General features: G+C 73.3%; 16 protein-coding genes and 1 tRNA gene. 16 read left to right on the top strand and 1 reads right to left on the bottom strand.

Annotated elements, in window-relative coordinates; genetic code table 11:
* The first annotated feature begins 23 nt into the window (after positions 1 to 23).
* The 9 genes from rsmA (at position 24) to G6R13_RS08975 (ending at position 9,909) form a co-directional block, all read left to right on the top strand.
* Positions 24 to 947 (top strand): 16S rRNA (adenine(1518)-N(6)/adenine(1519)-N(6))-dimethyltransferase RsmA, encoded by a 924-nt coding sequence (rsmA, locus tag G6R13_RS08935; RefSeq protein ID WP_095353435.1) that lies wholly within the window; start codon positions 24 to 26, stop codon positions 945 to 947.
* Positions 944 to 1,912, top strand: coding sequence for a 4-(cytidine 5'-diphospho)-2-C-methyl-D-erythritol kinase (locus tag G6R13_RS08940; protein ID WP_095353436.1), 969 nt, complete (start codon positions 944 to 946; stop codon positions 1,910 to 1,912). The genes rsmA and G6R13_RS08940 overlap by 4 nt, the downstream gene beginning before the upstream one ends.
* A gap of 65 nt (positions 1,913 to 1,977) precedes the next feature.
* On the top strand, positions 1,978 to 3,819 hold the full coding sequence (locus G6R13_RS08945; RefSeq protein ID WP_095353437.1) for an ABC-F family ATP-binding cassette domain-containing protein: 1,842 nt from the start codon (positions 1,978 to 1,980) through the stop codon (positions 3,817 to 3,819).
* Positions 3,820 to 3,917: 98 nt separating this feature from the next.
* Positions 3,918 to 5,453, top strand: a complete 1,536-nt coding sequence (locus tag G6R13_RS08950; protein ID WP_240335729.1) for a sugar transferase — start codon at positions 3,918 to 3,920, stop codon at positions 5,451 to 5,453.
* A gap of 64 nt (positions 5,454 to 5,517) precedes the next feature.
* Positions 5,518 to 5,589: transfer RNA gene (locus tag G6R13_RS08955), tRNA-Gln, on the top strand.
* Positions 5,590 to 5,626: 37 nt separating this feature from the next.
* Entirely contained in the window at positions 5,627 to 7,120 is a 1,494-nt protein-coding gene (gene glmU / locus G6R13_RS08960) for a bifunctional UDP-N-acetylglucosamine diphosphorylase/glucosamine-1-phosphate N-acetyltransferase GlmU (RefSeq protein WP_095353438.1), read from the top strand.
* Positions 7,121 to 7,231: 111 nt separating this feature from the next.
* Entirely contained in the window at positions 7,232 to 8,212 is a 981-nt protein-coding gene (locus G6R13_RS08965; RefSeq protein WP_036340441.1) for a ribose-phosphate diphosphokinase, read from the top strand.
* 2 nt (positions 8,213 to 8,214) lie between these two features.
* Positions 8,215 to 8,961 carry a signal peptidase I gene (lepB, locus tag G6R13_RS08970; protein WP_095353439.1) on the top strand — a complete coding sequence of 249 codons (747 nt, stop codon included), beginning with the start codon at positions 8,215 to 8,217 and terminating at the stop codon, positions 8,959 to 8,961.
* A 72-nt stretch (positions 8,962 to 9,033) separates the two neighbouring features.
* Positions 9,034 to 9,909, top strand: coding sequence for a glycosyltransferase family 25 protein (locus tag G6R13_RS08975; RefSeq protein ID WP_095353440.1), 876 nt, complete (start codon positions 9,034 to 9,036; stop codon positions 9,907 to 9,909).
* 20 nt (positions 9,910 to 9,929) lie between these two features.
* On the opposite strand, the gene G6R13_RS08980 is transcribed toward G6R13_RS08975, so the two are convergent.
* On the bottom strand, positions 9,930 to 11,054 hold the full coding sequence (locus G6R13_RS08980) for a PqqD family peptide modification chaperone (protein ID WP_095353441.1): 1,125 nt from the start codon (positions 11,052 to 11,054) through the stop codon (positions 9,930 to 9,932).
* 170 nt (positions 11,055 to 11,224) lie between these two features.
* Between G6R13_RS08980 and G6R13_RS08985 the strand changes: the two genes are divergently transcribed.
* From G6R13_RS08985 to G6R13_RS09015, 7 genes are read left to right on the top strand one after another with little or no spacing between them, the layout of a single operon-like run.
* A complete protein-coding gene (locus G6R13_RS08985; RefSeq protein ID WP_095353442.1) occupies positions 11,225 to 12,148 on the top strand; it encodes a glycosyltransferase family 2 protein in 924 nt (307 codons plus the stop codon).
* Positions 12,145 to 13,206, top strand: a complete 1,062-nt coding sequence (locus G6R13_RS08990; protein WP_095353443.1) for a glycosyltransferase — start codon at positions 12,145 to 12,147, stop codon at positions 13,204 to 13,206. Before G6R13_RS08985 ends, G6R13_RS08990 begins: the two co-directional genes overlap by 4 nt.
* The gene (locus G6R13_RS08995) at positions 13,203 to 14,324 is read left to right on the top strand and encodes an RNA-binding protein (RefSeq protein WP_163721470.1); all 1,122 of its coding nucleotides are present in this window, start codon (positions 13,203 to 13,205) and stop codon (positions 14,322 to 14,324) included. Before G6R13_RS08990 ends, G6R13_RS08995 begins: the two co-directional genes overlap by 4 nt.
* On the top strand, positions 14,321 to 15,112 hold the full coding sequence (locus G6R13_RS09000) for an acylneuraminate cytidylyltransferase family protein (RefSeq protein WP_095353445.1): 792 nt from the start codon (positions 14,321 to 14,323) through the stop codon (positions 15,110 to 15,112). Before G6R13_RS08995 ends, G6R13_RS09000 begins: the two co-directional genes overlap by 4 nt.
* Positions 15,109 to 17,352 (top strand): N-acetylneuraminate synthase family protein, encoded by a 2,244-nt coding sequence (locus G6R13_RS09005; RefSeq protein ID WP_163721471.1) that lies wholly within the window; start codon positions 15,109 to 15,111, stop codon positions 17,350 to 17,352. Before G6R13_RS09000 ends, G6R13_RS09005 begins: the two co-directional genes overlap by 4 nt.
* The gene (locus tag G6R13_RS09010) at positions 17,343 to 18,479 is read left to right on the top strand and encodes a glycosyltransferase (RefSeq protein ID WP_236557119.1); all 1,137 of its coding nucleotides are present in this window, start codon (positions 17,343 to 17,345) and stop codon (positions 18,477 to 18,479) included. The genes G6R13_RS09005 and G6R13_RS09010 overlap by 10 nt, the downstream gene beginning before the upstream one ends.
* A complete protein-coding gene (locus G6R13_RS09015; RefSeq protein WP_070709443.1) occupies positions 18,476 to 19,513 on the top strand; it encodes a glycosyltransferase family 4 protein in 1,038 nt (345 codons plus the stop codon). Before G6R13_RS09010 ends, G6R13_RS09015 begins: the two co-directional genes overlap by 4 nt.
* Positions 19,514 to 19,516: the final 3 nt, after the last annotated feature.

The following is a 19,516-nucleotide window of genomic DNA, read 5'->3' on the forward strand; positions in this document are numbered from 1 at the left end:
GGTGCCCCGATAGACTCGCGGGCATGGTCCAGCCCTCCCCGCACCCCGCCCCCGCCCCGCTGCTGAGCGCCGCGGACGTGCGGCGCATCGCCGCCGAGCTGGACCTGCGTCCCACCAAGCAGTGGGGCCAGAACTTCGTGATCGACCCGAACACGATCCGGCGCATCGTGCAGGCAGCGGACGTGACCGCGGACGAGCACGTGCTCGAGATCGGCCCCGGGCTGGGCTCGCTCACCCTCGGCCTGCTGGACGCGGCCGCCGCCGTCACCGCCGTCGAGATCGACCCGGTCACCGCCGCCCGCCTGCCGCGCACCGCCGCCGAGTTCCGCCCCGGGGCCGAGGACGCCCTCGCGGTGCTGCACGCGGACGCCATGACGCTGAGCGAGCAGGCCCTGGCTGAGGTCCGGCCCGCTGCCGCCGCCGGCGGCCCCACCGCGCTCGTGGCGAACCTGCCCTACAACGTGGCCGTGCCTGTGCTGCTGCACGCGCTCGCGGTCCTGCCGGGGCTGCGGCACGGCCTGGTCATGGTGCAGGAGGAGGTCGCGGACCGTCTCGCGGCCGGGCCCGGCTCCAAGGTGTACGGCGTGCCGTCCGCCAAGGCGGCGTGGTACGCGGACGTGCGCAAGGCGGGCACCATCGGCACCCAGGTGTTCTGGCCGGCTCCGCGCATCCACTCCGGGCTGGTCGCCTTCACCCGGCGCGAGCCGCCGGCGGGCGGCGCGCCCCGCCGGGAGGTCTTCGCCGTGGTGGACGCCGCCTTCGCCCAGCGCCGCAAGACCCTGCGCGCCGCGCTCGCCTCCTGGGCGGGGTCGCCGCAGGCGGCGGAGGACGCCCTGGTGGCCGCCGGCGTGGACCCGCGCGCCCGCGGCGAGGCCCTGGACATCGCGGCCTTCGCGCGGATCGCCGAGCACGGCCCGCGGCGTGCGGCGGAGGAGGTGAGCGCATGACGACGGAGGACCTCGGCCTCGACCCCACGGCCCGGCACGTCACGGTCAGCGCCCCCGGCAAGGTGAACCTGTCCCTGCGGGTGGGACCACCCGGGGCGGACGGGTACCACCCCGTGGCCACCGTGTACCTGGCCGTCAGCCTGCGGGAGACCGTCACGGCGATCGCGCGCGCGGACGGGAGGATCACCGTCGGCCCGTCGGGCCGCCACATCAGTCTGGTGGACACCCAGGACGTGCCCTGGGACGAGCGCAACCTCGCGCACCGCGCCGCCGCACACCTGCGGCGCACCCTCGGGCTGGATCCTGACACCCACGGCGTCCACCTCGAGGTCGCCAAGCAGGTCCCGGTCGCGGGCGGCATGGGCGGCGGCTCCGCCGACGCGGCCGCCGCGCTGCTCGCGTGCAGCGCCCTGTGGGAGACCGGACACGCCCGTGCCGAGCTCGCCGAGCTGGCCGCCCCGCTGGGCGCGGACGTGCCCTTCAGCGTGCTGGGCGGCGCCGCCGTCGGGCTCGGGACCGGGGCGGAGCTGACCCCCGTCGCGGCCCGCACCCCGGTGCACCTCGTCCTCGTCCCGGCGGACGCCGGGCTGTCCACCCCCGTGGTGTTCCAGACCCTGGACGAGCTGCGCCGGGAGGGCCACCTGCCCGACGGGCCGCCGCGCCCGGACGTGAACGAGGCCGTCCTGCGGGCCCTCACCGCGGCCGATCCGCTCGAACTCGCCACCGCCATGGACAACGACCTGCAGACCCCGGCCGTCGTCCTGTTCCCCGAGCTCTCGGACGTCCTCGACCTCGGTATGGACGAGGGCGCGCTGCGCGGCATGGTCTCCGGCTCCGGCCCCACCCTGCTCTTCGTGGCGCAGGACGAGGCCTCCGCGCTGCGGCTGGCCTCGGCCATCGAGGAGCGCACGGGCGTGCGCGCCCTCCCCGTCCACGGCCCCGTGCCCGGCGCCCACGTGCTGTGACACCCGGCGGCGCACCCCGCCGCACCCGACCACCCCTCCTCCGTCCGGAAAGGACCACCTCCTCCATGGCCCACCTGCTCGGCGCCGAGAACATCGGCATCGCCTTCGGAACCCGCACCGTCCTCGAGGGCCTCTCCCTCGGCGTGGATGAGGGGGACCGGATCGGACTCGTGGGCCGCAACGGCGACGGCAAGTCCACCCTCATGCGCATCCTCGCCGGCCTCCAGGAACCCGACACGGGCCGCGTCACCCGCCGCGGCGGCGTCCGCGTGGGCGTGCTGGACCAGCAGGACCGGCTCGACCCGGAGCACACCGTGCGTCAGGCCGTGGTCGGGGACGTGGACGACCACGTGTGGGCCTCGGACCCCAAGGTCCGGGACGTCCTGGGTGGTCTCCTCGACGGCTTCGACCTCGAGCAGTCCGTGCGGGGCCTCTCCGGCGGCCAGCGCCGGCGCGTCGCCCTGGCCCGTCTGCTCGCCGGGGACGACGACGTCCTCTTCCTCGACGAGCCCACCAACCACCTGGACGTCGAGGGCGTCGCGTGGCTCGCCCGCCACCTGAAGCAGCGCTGGCGCCCCACCGACGGCGGCCTCGTGGTGGTCACCCACGACCGGTGGTTCCTCGACGAGGTCTGCACGCGCACGTGGGAGGTGCACGACGCCACGGTGGACCCGTTCGACGGCGGCTACGCGGCGTGGGTGCTCGCGCGCGCGGAGCGCTCCCGGCAGGCGGCGGTGACGGAGCAGAAGCGTCAACAGCTCGTGAAGAAGGAGCTCGCCTGGCTGCGCCGTGGCGCCCCGGCGCGCACGTCCAAGCCGAAGTTCCGCATCGAGGCGGCCAACGCCATCATCGAGGACGTCCCCGCCCCGCGTGACTCGGTGTCCCTGGCGAAGATGGCCACGGCCCGGCTCGGCAAGGACGTCCTCGACCTCGAGCACGTGAGCCTGACGCTGGGGGAGAAGCCGATCCTCGACGACGTCACCCTGCGCCTGGCGCCCGGCGAGCGGCTCGGCGTGGTCGGCGTCAACGGTGCGGGCAAGTCGACCCTGCTGCGCCTGCTCGACGGCCGCATCGCTCCGGACTCGGGGCGGCTGAAGCGCGGCAAGACGGTGGTCTCGGCCACCCTCACCCAGGACGTGAAGGAGCTCGACGACGTCGCCCACCTGCGCGTCGCCGAAGTCATGGCCCGCGAAGGCTCGTCCTTCCAGGTCGGCGACCGCGAGATGTCCTCCGGCCAGCTGCTCGAGATGCTCGGCTTCGGCACCTCCCGGCAGTGGACTCAGGTCTCCGAGCTCTCGGGCGGCGAGCGCCGGCGCCTGCAGCTGCTGCGCCTGCTCGTGGGCGAGCCCAACGTCCTCATGCTCGACGAGCCGACCAACGACCTGGACACGGACACCCTGGCCGCCGTCGAGGACGTGCTGGACGGGTGGCCGGGGACCCTCGTGGTGGTCTCCCATGACCGGTACCTGCTCGAGCGTGTCACCGACCACCAGGTCGCCCTGCTCGGGGACGGCAAGGTCCGCGGCCTGCCGGGCGGGGTGGACCAATACCTCGAGCTGCGCGCCGCGATGGACGAGGCCGGCGGCCCGGCCCGGGGAGCCGGCCCGGTACGGGGCCGCAACGACGTCGTCGGGACGTGCGCGGGCATGGGCGGGCCGGAGGAGGACACCGGGCCCACCGAGGCGGAGCGTCGGCTGGCCCGCAAGGAGATGGCCCGGCTCGAGAAGCAGATGACCCGGCTGCGGGACCGCAGGTCCGGCCTCGAGGCGCGGATGGCCGAGCTGGGGCAGGCGCAGGACTTCGACGCCCTCACCGCGGCCTCCGCCGACTTGAAGGACCTCGACGCACAGCTGGACGTCCTGGAGGAGGAGTGGCTGCAGGCTGCCGAACTCGCCGAAGGGGGCTGACCGGCGGGGGCTCACAGGAGAATGCGGCAGGTGTCACAGCCGGCTGCTGTCTCCGCCCTATAATCGAGGGTTGGGGCACAGCACCATGCCCGGCCCACATGACGTGGACCATCCCCCACGTCAGGACGGAGGAGCAGGCCGTGATCGCGAGCCCCGGTGACGAGTCGACCACGCTCCGCATGGGCTCGACCGCCCGCGGCCGTGTCCTGGGCCGGCCCTGGGAGCGAGGCCTTCCGCGACTCGTCCTGGTCGTGGACGTGGTCGCGGTCCTGCTCGCCACCTTCGTGTCGGCCCAGCTCCGCTTCGGCGGACCGCGGCGCACCACCCTCCCGGGCGCCGCACTCGTCGACTACAGCGTCATCAGCCTCGCGCTGAGCGCGGCCTGGGTGCTCGCGCTGACCATCCAAGGCTCCCGGGACATCCGGATCTTGGGGGTGGGCACCGAGGAGTACAAGCGGGTCCTGCAGGCCACCCTGTACCTCTTCGGCACCGTCGCGATCCTCGCCTATGCGGCAGGTCTCGAAGTGGCGCGCGGCTACGTGGGCCTGGCTCTGCCGCTGGGCGTGCTCCTGCTCCTGCTGGGCCGGTTCCTCGTGCGCGGGTGGGTGGCGCGGCAGCGACACCGCGGCAGGTTCCGGCGGCGGCTCCTGCTCGTCGGCGGCCCGAAGGCCGTCCGGCACATCTTCGAGGCCCTCGACTCCGAGGCCGGCGCCGGATACGCCCCCGTGGCCGCGGCCCTCCCCGGATACAAGACCCGGCAGGAGGACTACCTCCCGATACCGGTCTCCACGGACCTGGACACCGTGGAGGACGTGGTCGCCCACGTGGAGGAGCGCGACGTCGAAGCCGTGGTGATCACCTCGGGCCACCCGTTCGTCCCCTCGGACGTCCGCCGACTGGGCTGGGAGCTGCAGGAGCGCGGCGTCTCCCTGATCATGGCACCCGCCCTCGTGGACGTCGCCGGACCCCGCCTCCACACGCAGCCCCTCGCGGGTCTGCCGCTCATCCACCTCTCCACCCCGCGCCTCTCCGAGGGCAAGGCGTTCGCCAAGCGGGCGTTCGACGTCGTCGCGTCGGGGCTGGGCCTGATCGCCATCTCGCCGCTGTTGATCGCCGTCGCGATCGCGGTCAAGGCCACGGACGGCGGGCCGGTGCTGTTCCGGCAGGAGCGCATCGGTCTCGGCGGCAGGCCGTTCACCATGCTCAAGTTCCGTTCCATGGTGGTGGATGCCGAGGAGATCCGGCAGCGGCTCGTCTCAGACGGCGGGGATGCGGACGTGCTGTTCAAGATGAAGGACGACCCGCGTATCACCCGGGTCGGCAAGCTCATCCGCCGCACCAGCATCGACGAGCTGCCCCAGCTCGTGAACGTGCTGCGGGGGGACATGTCCCTCGTGGGCCCGCGGCCCCACCTGCCGCACGAGGTCGAGGCCTACGAGCAGTACGTGCACCGCCGCTTCCTGGTGCAGCCCGGCATCACGGGGCTGTGGCAGGTCTCCGGCCGGTCCGACCTCCCGTGGGAGGAGGCGGTCCGCCTGGACCTCTACTACGTGGAGAACTGGTCCATCCTGGGCGACCTCGTGATCCTGGGGCGGACCGTCAAGGCCGTGATCGCCGCCGACGGCGCCTATTGACCCCGGATCCGCGCGACCCGTGTGGAAGAATGGGCCGTCGTCGCCGCCCCCTGGGGTCCGGCGCTCCGCCCTGGTGTAATGGCAGCACGCCGGCCTTTGGAGCCGTGCGGTCTAGGTTCGAATCCTAGGGGCGGAACCCCCGTCCGCTGACCCCCACCGGTGCAGGAGCCCCCATGTCCCAGCCGTCCGCCCGTCCCTCCGCCGTGATCGTCCTGGCCGCGGGCCAGGGCACCCGCATGAAGTCGACGACGCCGAAGATCATGCATGCGATCGGGGGGCGCTCCCTCGTGGGCCACGCGCTCGCGGCGGCCTGGTCGCTCGCGCCGGAGCACCTCGTGGCCGTGGTCCGGCACGAGCGGGCCCGCGTGGCCGAGCACCTCGAGACGGTGGCGGCCCAGCTGGGCATCGACGCGCTGGCGATCGCCGACCAGGACGACGTGCCGGGCACCGGCCGCGCCGTCGAGCTGGGCCTGGCCGCCCTGCCCGCGGACATCGAGGGCACCGTCGTGGTGACCTACGGCGACGTCCCGCTGCTGACCCCGGAGACGCTCGCCCGCCTCGTCGCGGACCACGAGGCGGACGGCAACGCCGTCACCGTGCTCACCGCCACCCTCGAGGACGCCACGGGCTACGGCCGCATCGTCCGCGACGCCGAGGGCCTCGTGGAGCGGATCATGGAGCACAAGGACGCCCTCGCCCACGCCGAGTCCACGGGGGACGACTCCTTCGTGGCGATCCGCGAGGTCAACTCCGGCATCTACGCCTTCGACGCCGCCCTGCTGCGCCGCACCCTGCCGGAGATCTCCACGGACAACGTGCAGGGCGAGAAGTACCTCACGGACGTGCTCGGCATGGCCCGCGCCGAGGGCGGCCGTGTCGCCTCGGTGGGCACGGACGACGTGTGGGAGGTCGAGGGCGCCAATGACCGCCGTCAGCTCTCCGACCTAGGCCGCCAGCTCAACGACCGCGTGCTGCGCGGCTGGATGAAGGAGGGTGTCACGGTCGTCGACCCGTCCTCCACGTGGGTGGACGTCACCGTCTCCCTCGCCTCGGACGTCACGCTCAAGCCCGGCACCCAGCTGCATGGGGCGACGTCGGTGGCCACGGGCGCCGTCGTCGGCCCGGACTCCACCCTCACGGACACGCAGGTGGGGGAGGGCGCCGTGGTGAAGCGCACCGACGCCACGGAGACCGTGATCGGCGCGGGCGCGACCGTCGGCCCGTTCACCTACCTGCGCCCGGGCACGGTGCTGGGGGAGGACGGCAAGATCGGCGCGTTCTACGAGACCAAGAACGTGACCGTGGGCCGCGGCGCCAAGCTCTCCCACCTGGGCTACGCCGGGGACGCCGAGATCGGCGAGTACACCAACATCGGCTGCGGCAACATCACCGCAAACTACGACGGCGTCGCCAAGCACCGCACCGTGATCGGGGCCCACGTGCGCACCGGCTCGAACACGGTGTTCACGGCCCCGGTCTCGGTGGGCGACGGCGCCTACACCGGTGCCGGCGCGGTGGTCCGCGACGACGTCCCGGCCGGCGCCCTGGCGCTGAACGCCGTGGCGCAGCGCACCATCGAGGGCTGGGTGCCCGCCAAGCGCCCCGGCAGCACGTCCGCGCAGGCCGCTGTGGCGGCCGGGGCGACGGTCGCGGACGCCGAGGGCTGATCCCTCGCGCCCTAGGATGGGTGCGAGGACCGGGCCGCCCCGGGCGGCCGACACCGACGCCGGACGCCGTCGGTCCTGGAACGCGAGACCACGAAGGATGTTGAGGACGTCATGACGGAGCTGAGCCGCAGCGAGGACAAGCGACTGGTGCTGGCCACGGGCCGCGCCCACCCCGAGCTCGCGCAGGAGATCGCCGAGGAGCTTGGCACTGAGCTGCTCCCCATGAGCGCCTACGACTTCGCCAACGGCGAGATCTACGTGCGCTCGGGCGAGTCGGTGCGCGGCAAGGACGTGTTCATCATCCAGTCGCACCCGGCGCCGCTGAACAACCACCTCATGGAGCAGCTGATCATGGTGGACTCCATGAAGCGCGCCTCCGCCCGCCGCATCACGGTGGTCTCGCCGTTCTACCCGTACGCCCGCCAGGACAAGAAGGGCCGCGGCCGCGAGCCGATCTCGGCCCGCCTCGTGGCGGACCTGTACAAGACCGCCGGCGCCTCCCGCGTGATGAGCGTGGACCTGCACACCGCCCAGATCCAGGGCTTCTTCGACGGCCCGGTGGACCACCTGTTCGCCATCCCGCTGCTGGCGGACCACATCCGCTCCAGCGTGGAGGGCGAGGAGGTCACGGTGGTCTCCCCGGACACCGGTCGCGTGCGCGTGGCAGAGCAGTGGGCGGACCGCCTGGGCGGCGTGCCGCTGGGCTTCGTGCACAAGAGCCGGGACCTCACCGTTCCGAACAAGGCCGAGTCCAAGACCGTGGTCGGGGACGTTGAGGGCCGCGTCTGCGTGCTGATCGACGACATGATCGACACCGGCGGCACCATCGCCGGCGCCGTGCAGATCCTCAAGGACGCCGGCGCCAAGGACGTCATCATCGCCGCCACGCACCCGGTGTTCTCGGACCCGGCCGCCCAGCGTCTCGGCGAGTGCGGCGCCCGTGAGGTCGTGGTGACCAACACCCTGCCCATCCCGGAGGAGAAGCGCTTCGAGACCCTCACCGTGCTCTCGATCGCCCCGCTGATCGCCCGCGCGATCCGCGAGGTCTTCGAGGACGGCTCGGTCACCAGCCTCTTCGACGGCGTCGCCTGACCATGGCCGAGCGCGTCGAGCCGGCCCACGGGGAAGACGGCGGCGCGGTGGCCGCGCCGCAGCCTCGCCGTCCGCGCCTGCCGTTCTGGGCCTCCCTGCTGCTGAACGTGGTGGTGGCCCTCGCGGTCGTCGCCGTGGTGCAGGCCCTGTGGGTGAAGGTGTACTCGGTGCCTTCCGGCTCGATGGAGAACACCCTCGAGGTGGGGGACCGCATGCTGGTCAACCGCACCGCCTACCCGGACGGGATGGCGGAGTCCCAGGACGTGGTGGTCTTCACGGCCAACGAGGACTGGGCGCACCCCATGCCACCGGAGGGGGCCGTGGAGAACGCCGTCCGCACGTTCGGCGACCTCACCGGCATCGGCCGCTCGCACGAACAGGCCCTGGTCAAGCGCGTGGTCGGCACCGCGGGGCAGACCGTGGAGTGCTGCACCGCCGAGGGCGCGGTGACGGTGGACGGGGAGCCCGTGGACGAGCCATACGTCCACAACGATCTGCCGTTCATCCGGGACGAGCTGGACTGCGAGTCCGAGGTGATGTCCGCGCGCTGCTTCGGCCCGGTCACCGTGCCGGAGGACTCGATGCTCGTGCTCGGCGACCACCGTTCGAACTCGGCCGACTCCGTGATCGCGTGCCGCGGCATCCCCGCCGACCAGGCCGGGGACTGCGCGCGCTTCGTCACCCGCGAGGACATCGTGGGCGAGGTCTTCGTGACCGTCTGGCCGCCCACGCACTGGGGCGGGCACTGAGATACGTCGTGGTGGCGGCGTCGGGTCGGCGCATACGCAACGGCCAGGAGAAGGGAAAGGGGTGAGCGATCAGTGGCAGTCAAGCCGCGCTCTCCGAGGTCCCGCATCATCCGTCGTGTCGTCATCGCCTTGCCGGACAGCACGCGCCTGTCCGGGTTCCGAGCCCAGCCGGGGGGCGAGGACTTTGAGGTGTTCGACGCCATCGACAATCGTTCGGGTTCGGTGACAGAGCGCTTCGATGTGGAGCGGTTCCGGGACTTTTTCCAGCGTGATCCCCGTCCCGGTGAGATCGGCTGCACCCTGAGCCACATGGGGGTCATGCGAAGTTTTGCCGAGGAGGTCGGAGCTGAGCGTGACCTGTTGCTCGTCGCGGAAGACGACGCGCGGTTCGTCGATGGCTTCGAATCGATTCTTGCCCCACTGGCACGACATGTGCCCCCTACGTCGCTCGTCGTTCTAGCCGACCCTCACGGCCCCGCCGGACGGCGCGACCGATCCGTAGGGAGTAAGTCTGAGCATTTCGTCCAATTGTCACTCTTCGCGCGCCGATTTGCGCACCCTTCTCGTCGCGGCGTTGTAACCATGGGCCGCTGGAGTGCTGGGTTGACCGGCACGGGCTTGTATCTGGTGACCAGGGCAGCCGCACGTGGCATCGTGCGGTCACTTGACGAGGAGTTCGGTGGGCGGCCTTGGTGGGTGGCCGACTACCACGGGTTCTATCGGGACGAACTGGGCATCGATGTCCTTGCCGTGCGCCCGAATCTCGCTGGCTGGGAGGGGGAGTCGTCCATCCAGGACGACGACCACGTGGGATGGCGCGCTGTGAATGACAGGGAAGCATCACACGTCGGCTTGGGTGTCTTCCTGAAGGAGTGGCGCTACCGGGCACTCCGTAAGGCGCAGTCGACGAAATTTGATCTCCTCTGGCGCCTACGGAAGACACCATAGGGACGACCGCCGGCGCCGACTCAGCCGGCCGTGGCCAGCTGCACGGCGATCAGGGCGTCCATCGCCTCCTGCACCCGGGCCTCGGCGTCCTCGGGCACGGGTCCTTCGGTGCGGAGGCAGGCCACCACGTCGGCGGCCGTCCGCGGCTCGTCCAGCAGGAGCCAGACGGACGGGCCCAGACCTTCGAGCACGACCAGGCGGTCCGAGGCGAGCAGGACCAGGCGGCCGTGGTCGGTCAGGATGCCGTCGTCGACGGCGCAGCGGGACACCGCGCCCGGGACCGCCGCACCGACCGAGGCCCGCAGCTCCTCCTCGGTGAGCGCCTCCCAGGCGGGGGTGACGGGCGTGGGCGGGGCCGCCAGCAGGCCGTCGACGACGCCCCGCAGGTCCTCGGCTTCGGCGTAGACCAGGCGTTGGGCGCCGCCGACCGCGTCGAGGACACGGCAGAGCGTCACGAGGCCGCGGGGGAGCAGGGAGAGGGAGGACGTCTGGGGGACGAGCGCCCCCAGCGCAGCCACGAGCTCCATGGGCTCCGCCCGCGGCGACACCGAGCCCTCCGGATCCCGCACGCGATCCAGCACGGTGATCCGGGCCAGTCGGGCGTCAGGAAGGGTCGGGCCGAGACCGAGGTCGTCCGGGCCGCGCTGGGTCTTCGGCCGCACTCCGTGTGCCTCCAGCACGGACAGCGGCTTGGGGTACGGGGTGACGGCCAGGCCGTCCGGGGCGATGATCGCCGTCTCGTCGGTGAGATAGTCGAAATGGGGTCCCAGCCGGCGCGTGGCCGTCGTCTTGCCCGTCCCGGACGCCGCCACCAGGACGATCGCCTCCCCGGTGTCCGGTGCGGCGAGGCACGCGGCATGGAACATCAGGTGGGTGCCGCGGGCGGACTCGATCGCCTGCGAGGTCGCCAGGAACACCAGGTCCTCGTGCCACTGGAGCCACGGACGCGCGGCGCCTGCGCCCCGGTGCGCATCCGCGTCGGCGGGCGACTCCACGGCCTCCACACCGCATCGGGCCCAGGACTCGATCACCTCCGCCCGCTCGTCTCCCGTGAGGCCGCTGACCGTCACAGCATCGAGTCCGGCGCCGATGCGCAACGCGGTCGTCTCGCGCGTGGCTTCGTCCTCCCCCTGGGTGCCGGGCATGGCTCACCCCTTCCATCCCGTGGTTGTCCGGTCAGTGTACCGAGCACCGTGTCGACGGCCACGAGGCCGCCCCACCGGACGACACGGGTCCTCGCCAGACGCTCTCTATACTCGTCACAGGTTCTCGGGCGCTGGGTGCGCCCTCCATCCGAGCTGAGGGAGGAGCCCGCATGGCAGCCCAGTCGCCCACGGCGGCGGTGACCGTGGTGATCCCGCACTACGGCGATCCGGCCCCCACCCTCGCCCTCGTCGACCGCCTGCTGAGCGATCCCGGAGACGCGCTGGCCGCCGTCGTGGTCTCGGACGACGCCTCGCCCACCCCGTACCCCGAGGCGCACGATCCGCGTCTGACCGTGGTGCGCCGCGAGCGCAATGGCGGGTTCGGGGCGAACGTGAACACCGGCCTGGCCGCGGTCACCACCGAGCTGGCCCTGGTCCTCAACTCGGACGCGGAGATCACGGGGGCGCAGATCGACGCGCTGGTGGCGGCAGCCGCTCCGTACCAGCCGGCCGTGGTCAGTCCGCAGGTCGTCAACGGGGACGGCACGCCGCAGTGGTCCGGGCGGCACTTCCCCACGGTGCTGCACCAGACCGTCGAGTGGCTGACCCCGCTGGCCCGCTTCCGCCACCTGGACGTGCTCCACGAGGCCGTGGGGCACGACGTCGCGGCGGCCCGGTCCGTCTCGCCCGTGGCGGTCGACTGGGTGATGGGCGCCGTGCTGCTCCTGCCGATGGCGCAGGTCCGCGCCGTCGGCGGGTTCGACGAGGAGTACTTCATGAACTCCGAGGAGGTCGATCTGCAGCGCCGCCTGCGCGAGCACGGTGTGCCGTCGATCGTGGTGCCGGCCGTCCGTGTGCCGCACGGGCTGCACGGCTCCTCGGACCCGCTGCGCCGGCGCGGCTGGCTGGTGGACTCCCGGTACCGCTACGCCCGGAAGTTCGGTCACCCCCGGGTCCTCAAGGCCGCGCTCACCGCGGCCACCGGGGCGAACTTCGCCGTGAACGCGCTCCGGCAGGCCCGCGGTGTGGACGTGGACGCCCGCACCGTGCTCCGGGACGAGCACGCGCTGGTCTGGAAGGGGCGGCGCCGATGAGCGCCACCGGCTACACCGTGCCCGCGCCGCCCGAGGCGCGGGGCAGCCGCTCACCGGAACGGCTGTTCCTCGTCTCGCCGGCGTTCCACGGCTACCACCGCTCCATCGCGGCGGCGTGGGCGGCTCAGGGCTTCGACGTCACGGTGCACTGTTACGACGCCTACGCCACGCTCGGCATGAAGCTGCGGAACAAGGGGTTGCTCGAGCTGCCGCAGAAGGCGGGCGTGGACCGCACGGCCGCGCGGGTCGCCTGGGACACGGGGCGGGCCGTGGCCGCGCTGCGCGAGGCCCGGCCGGACCGCGTGCTCGTCATCAAGGGGGACTCGCTGGGCGAGGCCTTCTGGTCCGAGATCCTCGATGCGGGCCTGCCCCGCATGCTCTGGCTGTACGACGACCTCGCGCGGCACGACTACTCGATGGAGTTCCTGCGCTCCGTCGGGCCGGTGCTCAGCTACGCCCGCTCCGAGGCCGAGCTGCTGGCCGGCGAGGGCGTGGACGCCCACTACATGCCCAACGGCTTCGACCCGGCGATGGCGCTGCCCCAGGTGCCGCGGCGCGACGAGCTGGTCTTCGTGGGCTCGCGCTACCCGAACCGCGTGGAACTGCTCTCCCGCCTGGCCGCGGCCGGGGTGCCCGTGCGCGCCTACGGGCGGCAGTGGAGCCACCACCCGGTGGACCGCCTGCGCACGTGGGAACTCACCCGCCCGGACCTGCCGGCCGAACGGGACATCCCCCTCGAGGCGGCGTACGCCGTGCAGGCGGCCGCCGCGGGCGCCATCAACATCCATGGCCTGCAGGCCGGCCACGCGATGCGGACCTTCGAGGTGCCCGGCATGGGCGGTCTCCAGCTCGTCGATCGGGCCGACGTGGCCGAGTTCTACGTCCCGGACGAGGAGGTGCTCGTCTTCGAGGACGCGGACCACCTCATCGAGCTGGGCCGCCGGATCGTCGCGGATCCCGCCTGGGGAGCGCGCATCCGGGAGGCCGGCCGCCGCCGGTCGCACGCGGAGCACACGTTCGCGCACCGGGCGGCCATGGCCCAGGGGTGGTGGGCATGACCGACGCGCCCCTCTTCTGGCGCGCCGAGGACCTGCCGCGCTGGCAGGCGTGGCAGCGCGCCCAGTGGCCGCTGACCCGGCGGGCCGCGGACACCGCGCGCTCGACCGTGCGCGGCGTGGTCGGGGCCCTGACGCGCCGCCGCCCCACCGGCGACGACGCTCCCCGCCTGCTCCTGCCGGCGGGGGACGTGCACACCCTCGTCGCCCTCGAGTCCTTCGGCCCCACGCAGCTGGCCGCGCTGGCCTCGCCCGTGGCCGCCCTGGCGACCGCGCGGCCGGAGGTCGCCGCCGGGGTCGGCTGGGTGCTGCCCGCCGGTGACACACCCGCCCTGCCCGGGGCCGCGGGCCACCGGGAGCACGCCGCCACCGCCGACGTCGTGACGGATCGCCTGTCCGGGCTCCGCCGCGTCCTGGTGGCGGGGGAGTACCTGCCCTCGGGCCGCGCCGCCGTGCGCTGGGCCCGGCAGCGGGGGGCGCGGGTCAGCGTCGTCCAGCACGGGCTGCTGGCCGTGTCCACGCCGCCCGTGCCGCAGGACGCCACCCTGTACGCCTTCACGAGCGCGGACGCGCACTGGTGGACCCAGGGCCGCGCGGATGTGGAGGCCGTCCCGGTGGGCTCGGCGCTGCTGGGGCAGGCCCGCCGGACCGCGCCCGCGGTCTCGGGCGCCGGGGACGACGGCCCCGGGGTGTTCCTCGGCCAGCTGCACGGCGCCGAGCTGCCCCGCCGGGACTTCGCCGCGGCCGCCGAACAGTACGTGCGGGCCACCGGCGCCGCCTACCGCCCCCACCCGGCCGAGCGGGATCGCCTCTCCCGCGGCCAGCACGCGGCCTGGCGCAGGGCCGGGCTGCGGATCGACGACGCCGGGGCGCCCCTGATCGCCACCCGCGGGCCCGTGGCCGCCGTCTTCTCCACCGGGATCCTCGAGGCCGCGCAGGCCGGCAGACCCGCGTGGGCCGTCCACCCGGACCCGCCCGCCTGGCTGGAGGGGTTCTGGCGGCGCTACGGCATGAGCCGGTGGCGGCCCGGCCGCACCCCGGAGCCCACCCCGCCCCTGGCCTCGCCGACCGCGGACCCCGCGGCCGCGATCGCCGAGCACGTCTGGAAGGAGACCGTGTGAGCATCCTGTGCGTCATCCCCGTGCGCGGCGGGTCCCGGGGGCTGCCCGGCAAGAACATCCGCCTCCTGGGCGGCCACCCGCTCGTCGCCTGGACCATCCAGGCCGCCCTCGAGGCGGAGGAGGACCTGCACGTGGTGGTCTCCACGGACTCGGCCGAGATCGCCGAGGTCGCCCTCCGCTACGGCGCGGACGTCCCGGGCCTGCGCCCGGCCCACCTGGCCCAGGACTCGACCCCCACCGAGCCCGTGATCGAGCACGTGCTCGCGGCCGAGCGCGCGGCCGGCGTCGAACCGGAGGGCGTGATGCTGCTCCAGGCCACCAGCCCGCTGCGCCTGCCCGGCACCCTGGACCGCGCCGTGCGGCAGTTCCGGGACACGGGGGTGGACTCGCTGGTCGGCGTCGTCCCGGTGTCCCCGTTCCTGTGGCGCCACGCCGCGGACCCCGACGGGGAGCCGATCCCGGACTTCGACGTCACGGCGCGCAAGCGCCGGCAGGACATGACGCGCACCGACCTGCGGTTCCGCGAGAACGGGTCCCTCTACGTGACGCGCCCCTGGGTCTACGACCGGCTGCACAACCGGCTCGGCGGCCGGATCGGCCTGTTGGAGCTCGACGACCTCGAGGGCGTGGACATCGACACCGAGCTGGACTTCGCCCTGGCCGAGCAGCAGATGGACCAGTACCTGGCGGTCCACAAGGTGCTCCGGCACCGCTCCGACCTCGGTGCCCCGCGCACCGCCGAGACCCCCACCACCGGCCCGAACCGCACCCCCGGAGGCGCGCAGTGATCATCGAACGCAGGCTCACCCCCTACCTTGTCTTCCCCGAGGACTCGCTCCTGGCCGCCCTGCAGAAGATGACCGACAACCGCGAGCGCACCGTGTTCGTCGTGGACTCCCACGGCTTCCTCGTCGGCTCGCTGACGGACGGGGACGTGCGTCGCTGGCTCGTGGCGCATCCGGAGGCCTCGCTGGACGTGGCCGCGGCCGACGTCGCCCATCGCGACCCGGCGACGGCGTCCCTGGGCGCCTCCCCGGCCGAGATGCGCGAGGCCCTGCCCGCCGGGGCGCTGCACCTGCCGCTGCTGGACGAGCGCGGCCGCCTGACGGCCCTGGCGATCAACCGGGAAGCGGAGCTGCGGATCGGCGGGCACCGGATCGGGGAGGGCCACCCGGCGTTCCTGATCGCGGAGATCGGCAACAACCACCAGGGCGATGTGGACCTGGCCCGCCGTCTCGTGGACCTGGCCGTCGAGGCGGGCGCGGACGCCGTGAAGTTCCAGCTGCGGGACATGGACGCCCTGTACCGGCAGTCCGGTGCGGCCACCGCCGGTGAGGACCTGGGGGCCCAGCGCACCCTGGACGAGCTGGCCAAGTTCTCGCTCTCCGCCGCGGACATGGTGCGGGTGTTCGACCACGTCCGGGAGGCCGGCGTCGCCCTGATGTGCACCCCGTGGGACGCCCCGTCCATGCGGGCGCTGCGCGAGTACCCGGTGGACGGCGTGAAGATCGCCTCGGCGGACCTGACGAACCACGGGCTGCTGCGGGACGCGGCCGCCTCCGGCCTGCCGATGGTGCTCTCCACCGGCATGTCCCGGGAGGAGGAGATCCGCGAGGCGGCGGCCCTCGTGCGTTCCTTCGGCGTCCCCTTCGCGATGCTGCACGCCCAGTCCACCTACCCCGCCCCCTACAAGGACGTGAACCTGGCCTACCTGGACCGGCTCGCGGAGATCGCGCAGACGCCGGTGGGCTACTCGGGCCACGAGCGCGGCTTCCACGTGGCCCTGGCCGCGGTGGCCCGGGGCGCCGCGATCATCGAGAAGCACTTCACCGTGGACCGCGGGCTCGAGGGCAACGACCACAAGGTCTCCCTGCTGCCGGAGGAGTTCGCGCAGATGGTCCGGCAGACCCGGGACATCGAGGAGTCGATCGGCGTCGGGACCGAGCGCGTGGTCTCCACGGGCGAGGCGATGAACCGCATCAACCTGGCCAAGTCCCTGGTGGCGGCCCGTCCGCTGCGGGTCGGCGCCACGATCACCGCCGACGACGTGACCGTGAAGTCCCCGGGCCGTGGCCTGCAGCCGAACGAGCTGCCGCGCCTGGTCGGCCGCACGCTGCACCGCGAGATGGCCGAGGGCGACTTCTTCTTCGCCGGCGACCTCACGGACACGGTGCCCACCGGACGCCAGTTCGAGTTCCGGCGCCCCTGGGGCCTGCCGGTGCGCTACCACGACGTCGCGGCGCTGACGAAGGACTGCACCCCGGACTTCCTGGAGTTCCACTTCTCCTACAAGGACCTCGAGATCGACATCGACTCGGTGTTCACCGAGCCCATGCCGATGGGCTTCACCACCCACCTGCCGGACATCTTCTCCGGTGACTTCCTCGTGGACCTGGCCAGCGACGACGACGCCGTGTGGGAGCGGTCGATCGCCGAGGTGCAGCGCACGATCGACATCACCCGGGACCTGAAGCGCTGGTTCCCGAACGAGGAGGAGCCCATCATGGTCATCACCATGGGCGGGTTCACCCTGGACCGGCACATCCGCCCGGAGGAGCGGCTGCCGAAGTACGAGCGCATCGCCGAGGCCGTGAAGCGCCTGGACACCGCCGGCATCCGGATCGCCGCGCAGACGCTGCCGCCGTTCCCGTGGCTGATGGGCGGTCAGCAGTATCACAACCTCTTCATGGACCCGGACGACACCGTGGCGTTCGTGGAGGCCACGGGGGTGCCCCTGTGCCTGGACATCTCCCACTCCAAGCTCTCGGCCACGTTCCTGGGGATCCCCTTCTCGGAGATGGTGGAGAAGCTGGCCCCGCACACCATCCACCTGCACCTGGTGGACGCCACCGGTGTGGACGGGGAGGGGCCGCAGATCGGAGAGGGTGACGTGGACTGGCCCGTGCTGTGCGAGCAGCTGGACCGCCTGGCCCCCGGGGTGAGCTTCATCCCGGAGATCTGGCAGGGTCACATCAACAACGGCGAGGGCTTCTGGACGGCCCTGGACCGCCTGGAGCAGTGGCTGTGATCCCGGAGGCCGCGACGGCCACTCCGGCCCCGCTGGCGCTCTGGGTGGTGCCGGTCGCCGACCTCGGCGGCGTGGCCCGGCACGTCCTCGACGTCGCGCGCGTGGGCCTGCCCGGCCTGCGTCTGGCGGTGCTCTGCCCCGAGGGTCCGCTCGCCGAGCGGCTGCGCGAGCAGGGCGCGGCGGTGTTCACCGGGGACGTCGGTCCCGACGCCGGCCTGGCCGCCTCGGTGCGCACGCTCCGCACGGCGGTGCGCACCCTGCGCCCGGCCGCGGTCCACACGCACCTGGCCTACGCCGACCTCGCGGCCTTCACGGCGCTGGGCGCGGGGCGGGCCGTGCGGCGGGCCGGTGCGCCGGCGCTGCTCAGCACCGAGCACGGGATCGCCCCGGACGACGGGCTGTACAACCGGGCTGCCGCGGCCCGGGTGAAGAACGCCGCGCACCGCACCCGGCTGCGCGGCACCGACCTCGTGATCGCGGTGGCGCAGTCCACCGCGGACGTGCTCCAGCGCAAGTGGGGTGCGGGGGCGCCCCTCACCGTGGTGCGCAACGGCGTGGACGTGCCTGCGGTGCGCGCCGCGGCCGCGGGGCGGCGGCGCGCACCGGGGGAGGGGCTGCGGATCCTCTCCCTGTCCCGGCTGGCGCCAGAGAAGAACCTCGACCGGCTGATCGCCGCGCTGCCCGCCCTGCTGGAGCGGGACCCCGGGACGCGGTTGACGCTGGCCGGCACCGGGCCGCTCGCGGCTGCGCTGCGTGCCCAGGCCGAGGACCTCGGTGTCGCGGATGCGGTCGACCTTCCCGGCTTCGTGGAGCCGTGGGGCACCATGGCCGAGCACGACGTGCTGGTGCAGCTCTCCGCGTGGGAGAACCTCAGCTACACCCTGCTCGACGCCGCGGCCGCCGGCCTGCCCGCCGTCGCCACGGACGTGGGAGGCAACGGAGAGATCCTGCCCCCCGAGTGGCTGGTCCACGAGACCACTCCGGCGGTCATCGCCGACGCCGTCGTGCGTGCCGCCGCCGACGGCCCGGGCGAGGTGTGCATGGGCGACGTGGAGACGATGGCCCGGGCGACCGCCGAGGCGACCCTCGAGGTGCTCGGGCGCCGGGTGGGGAAGACCTCAGGATGACCGGACGCATCTGGATCCTGGCAAACCAGGGCGAAGTGGGTGGCGGCGAGGTGATGCTGCACCACCTCGCCACGGCCCTGCGCGAGCTCGGTCGGGACGTGGGCGTCGTGGCCCCGGCGCACCCGGCCGAGACCGCCGATCGTCTGGCCGCGGACGGCTTCGACGTGGTCCGCGTGGGTAGGCCCGGACGCCTGGGGTACCTGCGCGCTCTCCGGGCCTGGGACCGAGGCCGCGGCGGGGACGACGTCGTGTGGTGCAACGGGCTGCTGCCCGCCACCGCACTGGCCGGCCGGCGGCGCCGGATCGTGCACCTGCATCAGGTACCCGAGAAGCCGGTTCTGCGCGTGTTCTCCGCCCTGGCGCGTCCCGGTGCGCTCGCGGTCCTCGCGCCGTCCCGATTCGCGGCGGACCGCATCCGCGGGGCGCGCGTGCTCCACAACTGGGTTCCGGCCCCGACGGCGCCGCAGACACGGCGGGCCCGCGGTGCCGATGATCCGGTGACCGTGGGATTCCTTGGCCGCCTGTCCGAGGACAAGGGCATCGTCACCCTGCTGGAGGCCGCCGCGCTGCTGCGGAAGACCGACCCGGGTGCTTTCGTGTTCCGCGTCGCGGGGGAGAGCCGATTCGTGGCGGAGGACGAGGCGGACCGGCTCGCCACCGCCCTGAAGGCAGCCGGTGAGGACGTCCAGGTGCTCGGCTGGCAGGACAGCGGTGAGTTCCTGGCCACCGTGGACGTGCTGGCCGTGCCGTCGCAGTGGGCCGAGGTCTTCGGCCTGGTGACGGCCGAGGCGATGGCGGCGGGCGTTCCGGTGGTGGCTTCCGATGCGGGGGCCGTTCCCGAGGTGGTCGGCAGCGATCACCCCTTCGTTGTTCCGCAGCGCGACGCCGCCGCACTCGCGAATTGCTTGCGGGCGGTACGAGCGATCGATCTGGGGGCGGTGGCCCACTCCCAGCGACGCCGCTGGGAGTCGCTGTTCTCACCCGAGGCCGGCCGCGCCGCCGTCGCCGAGCTCCTGGATGACCTGTCCCTATGATCC

Origin of the sequence: Micrococcus sp. Alg238-R198, assembly GCF_900537135.1 — a bacterium.
In the GTDB taxonomy this organism is placed as follows: domain Bacteria; phylum Actinomycetota; class Actinomycetes; order Actinomycetales; family Micrococcaceae; genus Micrococcus; species Micrococcus luteus.